At 68.1% G+C, this 6,115-nt stretch carries 6 protein-coding genes and 1 pseudogene; 1 reads left to right on the top strand and 6 read right to left on the bottom strand.

The window, feature by feature from the left end:
* Nucleotides 1–174: 174 nt before the first annotated feature.
* The gene (locus X803_RS19950; protein ID WP_051470749.1) at nucleotides 175–708 is read left to right on the top strand and encodes a methylated-DNA--[protein]-cysteine S-methyltransferase; all 534 of its coding nucleotides are present in this window, start codon (nucleotides 175–177) and stop codon (nucleotides 706–708) included.
* Here X803_RS19950 and X803_RS0113230 read toward each other — a convergent pair.
* The 6 genes and pseudogenes from X803_RS0113230 to X803_RS21575 all read right to left on the bottom strand — a co-directional run.
* Nucleotides 684–1,541: an SRPBCC domain-containing protein gene (locus X803_RS0113230; protein ID WP_026545508.1), complete on the bottom strand. Its 858-nt coding sequence runs from the start codon at nucleotides 1,539–1,541 to the stop codon at nucleotides 684–686. The two genes, X803_RS19950 and X803_RS0113230, sit on opposite strands and share 25 nt — an antisense overlap.
* 107 nt (nucleotides 1,542–1,648) lie before the next feature.
* Nucleotides 1,649–2,416, bottom strand: a complete 768-nt coding sequence (locus tag X803_RS0113225) for a maleylpyruvate isomerase family mycothiol-dependent enzyme (protein ID WP_253907469.1) — start codon at nucleotides 2,414–2,416, stop codon at nucleotides 1,649–1,651.
* A gap of 57 nt (nucleotides 2,417–2,473) precedes the next feature.
* Nucleotides 2,474–3,874: an argininosuccinate lyase gene (argH, locus tag X803_RS0113220; protein WP_253907473.1), complete on the bottom strand. Its 1,401-nt coding sequence runs from the start codon at nucleotides 3,872–3,874 to the stop codon at nucleotides 2,474–2,476.
* A gap of 108 nt (nucleotides 3,875–3,982) precedes the next feature.
* Nucleotides 3,983–5,185: an argininosuccinate synthase gene (locus tag X803_RS0113215; RefSeq protein WP_026545505.1), complete on the bottom strand. Its 1,203-nt coding sequence runs from the start codon at nucleotides 5,183–5,185 to the stop codon at nucleotides 3,983–3,985.
* 58 nt (nucleotides 5,186–5,243) lie between these two features.
* A complete protein-coding gene (locus tag X803_RS0113210) occupies nucleotides 5,244–5,753 on the bottom strand; it encodes an arginine repressor (protein WP_026545504.1) in 510 nt (169 codons plus the stop codon).
* A 44-nt stretch (nucleotides 5,754–5,797) separates the two neighbouring features.
* Nucleotides 5,798–6,115 (bottom strand): annotated as a pseudogene (locus tag X803_RS21575) (ornithine carbamoyltransferase); the annotation flags it as partial.

Genomic DNA, 6,115 nt, shown 5'->3' with positions numbered 1-6,115 from the left:
AACCAGCCTGTCGAAGCTGTCCGGCCGGCCCGTCGACGCCCGCTCGGGCGCCGCCTGGCTGGAACAGTTCAGTCCCTGGCGTTCCTACGCCACCATGCATCTCTGGCGCGTGGCCGCTGACAAACATCCCGGAAGCCAGTCCATCCCGCCGGGCACCGTACGAAAGGCACTGTCATGACCACCCGCACTGCAACAATGTCTACACCGGACGGGCCGTTCACCGTCGTCGAACGGGACGGTGTGGTCCTTGCCTCCGGCTGGACGGCGGACCTGGCGGAGGTGACCGGCCAGATTCATCCCTCGCTGAGGGCGGAGAGCGTGCACCAGGTGGCCGGACTTGACGCGATCACCGACGCCGTCTGCGCATATTACGACGGCGACCTCGCCGCGATTGAGTCGGTGCCTGTGCGTCAGCTCTCGGGCCCCTTCCGCAACCATGGCTGGGAGGTGCTGCGGACGGTGGCTCCCGGCAGGCCGGTCACCTACTCGGAATACGCTCGGCTGGCCGGCCGCCCCGCGGCGGTCCGTGCGGCCGCCGGCGCGTGCGCTTTCAACGCGGCCGCGCTCTTTGTGCCCTGCCACCGCGTCATCCGCACAGACGGCAGCCTGGGTGGTTTCCGTTGGGGTCTGGTGGTCAAAACCAACCTCCTGGCACGGGAAAAAGCGGCGGCCAGTCCGGACGGTCAGTCCGAGAGAGTAGCCCGGTAGAAATCCTCGAGCGCATGAAGTTTGCGCATGCTCATGTGGGGTTGGTCCCCCTCCACCGATACCGCCACGGCATCCAGATGGGCGTGCCACTGGGCCAGCAGTGCCGGCGCGTCGGCCTGGTCATCCACGACGTGCCGGACGGTAAGCCGGGTCGCGCCCCCGTCTGCGGTCAGGTCGACTTCCGCCTGCTCCACCCTGGGCTGCTGTTCCGGATCGGCGGTGAGAGCGTCCCTGACCAGCGGGAGGGTGGAATTGAAGCGACGGTCGAAATGGACCATGGTGACGCCGTCGGACGTTTCCAACCAACCCATGGTGTTGGAGATGCTGAACTCCGCGGCGTAGGCATCCCGGAGCGACGCCCAGTCGCCGGACGGCGCAGGCTCCCTGCCGGCAGCGACATCGGCAAGGGCGGCGAGGATCTGCTGCCAGCCCGCGGCACCCTCGGTCAGGAAATCGGCCGTCTCCGAACGTGCGCGCAGCTGCAGGAGGGTGCCGCCGTCGCTGGACAGGACGCGCCATTCAAGGATTGATTCAAGACCGAGGGGATCCTCCCAGGTGATCTGGAGGCTGGTGGGCGGGTTGAGTTGCAGGACGGTGCCTTCAACCGCTCCTCCCCCCATGTCAAGGGAGTATTCCTTTCCGAGCTCCCAGCCGCCGGCGAGTTCGCCCAACCAGAGGCGCACCTTGGCGGGATCGGTCAACAGGTCCCAAATATAGGCGCGGGGATAATCCAGCTGCCGGTCGAAGGCAAGGACATAGCCGTCGCTCAGCCGCTCAATGCGGCCAAGCGGCACCGCGGAATGAACTGCTGTGGAATCAACATCCGACGTCATCGCGTGTGCCTCTGCCCTGGCTCGTTCCTCGGGTCTCCTGCTCCGTGACTCCCAACTTAGCGCAGGAGCGGACCCCTGATAAGGGCGCGGACGGATGAGTCACCCGGTCACGGGCGCGGTGCCACCGCCGCCGGCCACGGCAGGAGCTCGGGCAGGGCCACCCCGTCGGCTGCCGCTGTCGCGTTCAGGCCGCCCAGCGGCTTGCGGCCTGCCAGCCACGCGGCGATGTCCTGCAGCAGCCCGGTGACCACGATGGTGCGCGCCGGGGTCCCCGGCCCATTGGACAGCGTCCTCGGCTGTTCACCCAGCGGCTGGAGCTTGAGGGCGACGCCGTCCGGAACGCGGGCGGCGAGAAAACCGAAAAGGTAATGGCAGAAGGTGGTGTCCCAGTCGAGGGGGGTGCGTCCGAGGTCCAGGTCGGACGCATGGATGACCAGCTCCCGCCAGAGGGCGAGGGCGCCGTCGCGGACCGTTCCGTCACGGTACGCGATGCGCGCGTCCCACTCGCTGCCCGTGACTCCGGCGAAGACCGCCACTGCCCCGGTGACGGCGTCGGTCAGTCCCTCGAGCTGCTCCGCGGCGGGACGCTGTGCCCGCCGTTCGATGTCCCGGTTGCGGCCGTCGAAACCATCGTCATAGAACTCGATTTTTTCACCACGGGCGGCGTACTCGACCTGCCGTGTCATTGCCCGGGCCACACCCTCGACATGGGCGATCACGAAGGCGCGGTTCCAGCCCGGGAGGACCGACGGCGCCGCGAGGGTAGCCTCGTCGAGCGCTGCTGCCGCAGCCAACAGCTCCCGGCCGGCGTCGGCGAGCCGCTCCGGCAGGTTGTCGGGAAGGTTCTCGGGTGCTGCGGGCTGCGACGTGTTCACGGACATCCTCGGGGTAGGTAGCGGTTGACTTGTCCCGAGGATACCCGTAACACGGCTCTAGCTCTGTGCCGGTACCAGCGCTGACCGTGCTTCCTCCAGCTGCGCCGCGAGGGCGGCGAGCTGTCGGCGCACAGCGGCCGGCGCGGTGCCGCCCTGGGAATCGCGGCTGTTGAGTGAACCTTCGACCGTGAGCACCTCGCGGACACCCGGCGTCAGATGCTCCGAAATTCCGGCGTAGTCCTCATCGGTGAGGTCCCAGAGCTCGACGCCGCGGCTCTCGGCCAGCTTGACCGCGGCACCGGAGAGCTCATGGGCCTCACGGAACGGCACACCCTGGCGGACCAGCCATTCGGCAACGTCCGTGGCCAGCGCAAAACCGAGCGGCGCCAGGGAAGCCATGCGTTCCGTGTTGAACGTCAGCGTCGCGATCATGCCCGACACCGCCGGAAGGAGCACCTCGAGGGTGTCGACGGCGTCGAACACAGGTTCCTTGTCTTCCTGAAGGTCCCGGTTGTAGGCCAGCGGCAGGCCCTTGAGCGTCGCGAGCAGTCCGGTCAGGTTCCCGATGAGCCGTCCGGCCTTGCCCCGGGCAAGCTCGGCCACGTCCGGGTTCTTCTTCTGCGGCATGATCGAGGATCCCGTGGAGAAGGAATCATGGAGCGTGACAAAGGAGAACTCCTTCGTTGCCCAGATAATGACCTCTTCACTGATGCGCGACAGGTCGACGCCGATCATCGAAGTCACCCAGGCAAACTCCGCGTACACATCGCGCCCGGCGGTCCCGTCGATCGAGTTGTGCGTCGCCGAGTCGAATCCCAGCTCCGCCGCAACCGCCTCGGGGTCCAGCCCCAGTGACGAGCCGGCCAGCGCGCCGGAGCCGTAGGGGGACACAGCAGCGCGGCGGTCCCAGTCCTGCAGGCGCTGGACATCACGCAGCAGCGCCCAGGCGTGGGCCAGCAGGTGATGGCTCAACAGCACCGGCTGCGCGTGCTGCAGGTGGGTCCTGCCCGGCATCGGCACCTCGAGGTGCTGCTGCGCCTGCTCCACGAGGGCGTCAATGGTTGCCAGGACACCCCCGGCGATGATCCGCGCGTGCTCGCGCAGGTACATCCGCCCGAGGGTTGCCACCTGGTCATTGCGTGACCGGCCGGCCCGGAGCTTTCCGCCCAGGGCAGGCCCCGCCCGCTCAATCAGGCCGCGCTCAAGGGATCCGTGCACGTCCTCGTCGGACTCAGCCGGCAGGTACGCGCCGGTCCGGACGTCGTCGTCGAGCGCGTCCAGGGCGGCCAGCATCCCGGCCAGCTCACCGTCGTCGAGCAGGCCGGCGCGGTGCAGGACGCGGGCGTGCGCCCGGGACCCGGCGATGTCATGACGGGCCAGCCGCCAGTCAAAATGCGTCGACTTGCTCAGCGCCGCGAGGGCATCCGCGGGGCCGCCGGAAAACCGGCCGCCCCACAGCGTCCCCGGGCGCCCCCCACCCTCGCTTCGCTCGGGCGGGTACCCCTGCGCTCGTGGGCCCACCCCGTTGGTGCCGTGTGCCGCTGTGCTGTGTGCCTCTGCCACTGATTAGCTTCCCGCGCGCTGATCGCGGCCGGAGGCCACCTTGGAGGACAGGCCGAAGATTTCGATGAACCCGCGCGCCATGGACTGGTCGAAGGTGTCACCGGTGTCGTAGGTGGCCAGGTTGAAGTCATACAGCCCGACGTCGGAGCGGCGGCCTGTGACGGTGGCGCGTCCGCCGTGGAGTTCCATGCGGACCTCCCCGGTGACGTACCGCTGGGTGTCGTCGATGAAGGTTTCCAGTGAACGCTTCAGCGGTGAGAACCACTGGCCGTCATACACCAGCTCGGTCCAGCGCTGGTCCACGGTCTTCTTGAACCGGGCCTGCTCGCGCTCCACGGTGACGTTCTCCAGCTCGCGGTGGGCGGTGATCAGCGCCATGGCACCCGGTGCCTCGTAGATTTCGCGGCTCTTGATGCCTACCAGGCGGTCCTCGACGATGTCGATGCGGCCCACACCCTGTGCGCCGGCGCGGCGGTTCAGTTCCTCGATGGCCTGCAGCGGGGTGACGGCGTGCCCGTCGATGGCCACCGGGATGCCCTGCTTGAAGGTGATGACAACTTCATCGGGTGCCGGGGAGAATTCAGGGGAATCGGTGTAGTCGTAGACGTCCTTGGTGGGGCCGTTCCAGATGTCCTCGAGGAACCCGGTCTCGACGGCGCGTCCCCACACGTTCTGGTCGATGGAGAACGGGTTCTTCTTGGTGGTCTCGATGGGCAGTCCCTTTTCCTCGGCGAAGGCAATGGCCTTGTCGCGGGTGAGGGCCAGGTCGCGGACCGGTGCGATGCACTTCAGGTCCGGGCCGAGGGTCTGGATGCCGACCTCGAAGCGGACCTGGTCGTTGCCCTTGCCGGTGCAGCCGTGGGCCACGGTGGTGGCGTTGAACTCGCGGGCCGCGGCGACGAGGTGCTTGACGATGACGGGGCGGGAGATCGCCGAGACCAGGGGGTAGGCGTCCATGTACAGCGCGTTGGCCCGCAGCGTGGGCATGCAGTATTCATTGGCGAACTCATCGCGCGCGTCAGCCACGTAGGCCTCGACGGCACCGCAGCCCAGTGCGCGCTGGCGGATGGTTTCGAGGGATTCACCGCCCTGTCCGACGTCGACGGCGACAGCCACCACTTCAGCTCCGGTTGCTTCGGCGATCCAGCCGATGGCCACCGACGTATCCAGTCCGCCTGAGTAGGCAAGGACAATGCGTTCAGTCACTTCTGTAGCTCCTCTGTGTTGTGTGGGATGTTCGGTGGTTGTGTGGAAGTTGGTTTTTCTAGGTTGCTTCATGGGCGAACTGCAGGAACCGGGCGGCGACGTCCGCGCCGCCGGCCGGATCCCGGGTGACCAGCAGGATGGTGTCGTCACCGGCGATCGTACCGAGGACCGACGGCATGACCGAATGGTCGATTGCCAGGGCCAGGAAGTTCGCTGCTCCCGGCGGTGTCCGGAGCACCACCAGGTTGCCCGAGGCCTCCGCGGTGACCAGGAGCTCCCCGCACAGCCGGGACAGCCTGCTGTCGAGAATTTCCTGGGTGACGCCGCTCTGTGGAGCGCGCCCGCCGCCCTCGCCGGGCACCGCGTACACCAGCGCGCCGTCCTTGCCGCGGACGCGCACCGCCCCCAGTTCCACCAGGTCGCGGGAGAGCGTGGCCTGGGTGACCTGCAGCCCGTCATCGGCCAGGAGGTCAGCCAGTTCGGACTGCGACCGCACCGACTGCGCGGTGAGTAGTGCCGTGATCCGCGCCTGGCGTGCGGTCTTCGTGGTGGGCTGGCCGGTGGGCAGGACGGAAGGCTGGGGTGCGCCCTGCCCCGGAACGGACGGTGAGGTCACGAGCGCTCCATGAGCCACACCATGAGGGCCTTCTGGGCATGCAGCCGGTTTTCCGCCTCATCCCACACCACGGATTGGGGCCCGTCGATGACACCGGCCGAAATCTCGTAGCCGCGGTAGGCGGGCAGGCAGTGAAGGACGACGGCGCCGGCCGCCGCCTGCGCCAGCAGCGCCTCATCCACCGCGTACGGACGAAACAGCTCGAACCGGGCGCTCCTGGCCGCCTCGTCCTCGATTTCCTGTCCCATGGAGACCCACGTGTCCGTCGCGACGACGTCGGCACCGGCGGCTGCCTCCGCGGGGTCGGTGGTGAT

Origin of the sequence: Arthrobacter sp. 35/47 (assembly GCF_000520475.1) — a bacterium.
Classification (GTDB): Bacteria; Actinomycetota; Actinomycetes; order Actinomycetales; family Micrococcaceae; genus Arthrobacter_D; species Arthrobacter_D subterraneus.
The sequence above is the reverse complement of the archived record's forward strand: the minus strand, read 5'-3'. Positions and strand labels throughout refer to the sequence as shown.

Coding starts and splice junctions, on each gene's coding strand:
- X803_RS19950 (WP_051470749.1), top strand. CDS start 175: ATGACCACCCGCACTGCAACAATGTCTACACCGGACGGGCCGTTCACC.
- X803_RS0113230 (WP_026545508.1), bottom strand. CDS start 1,541: ATGACGTCGGATGTTGATTCCACAGCAGTTCATTCCGCGGTGCCGCTT.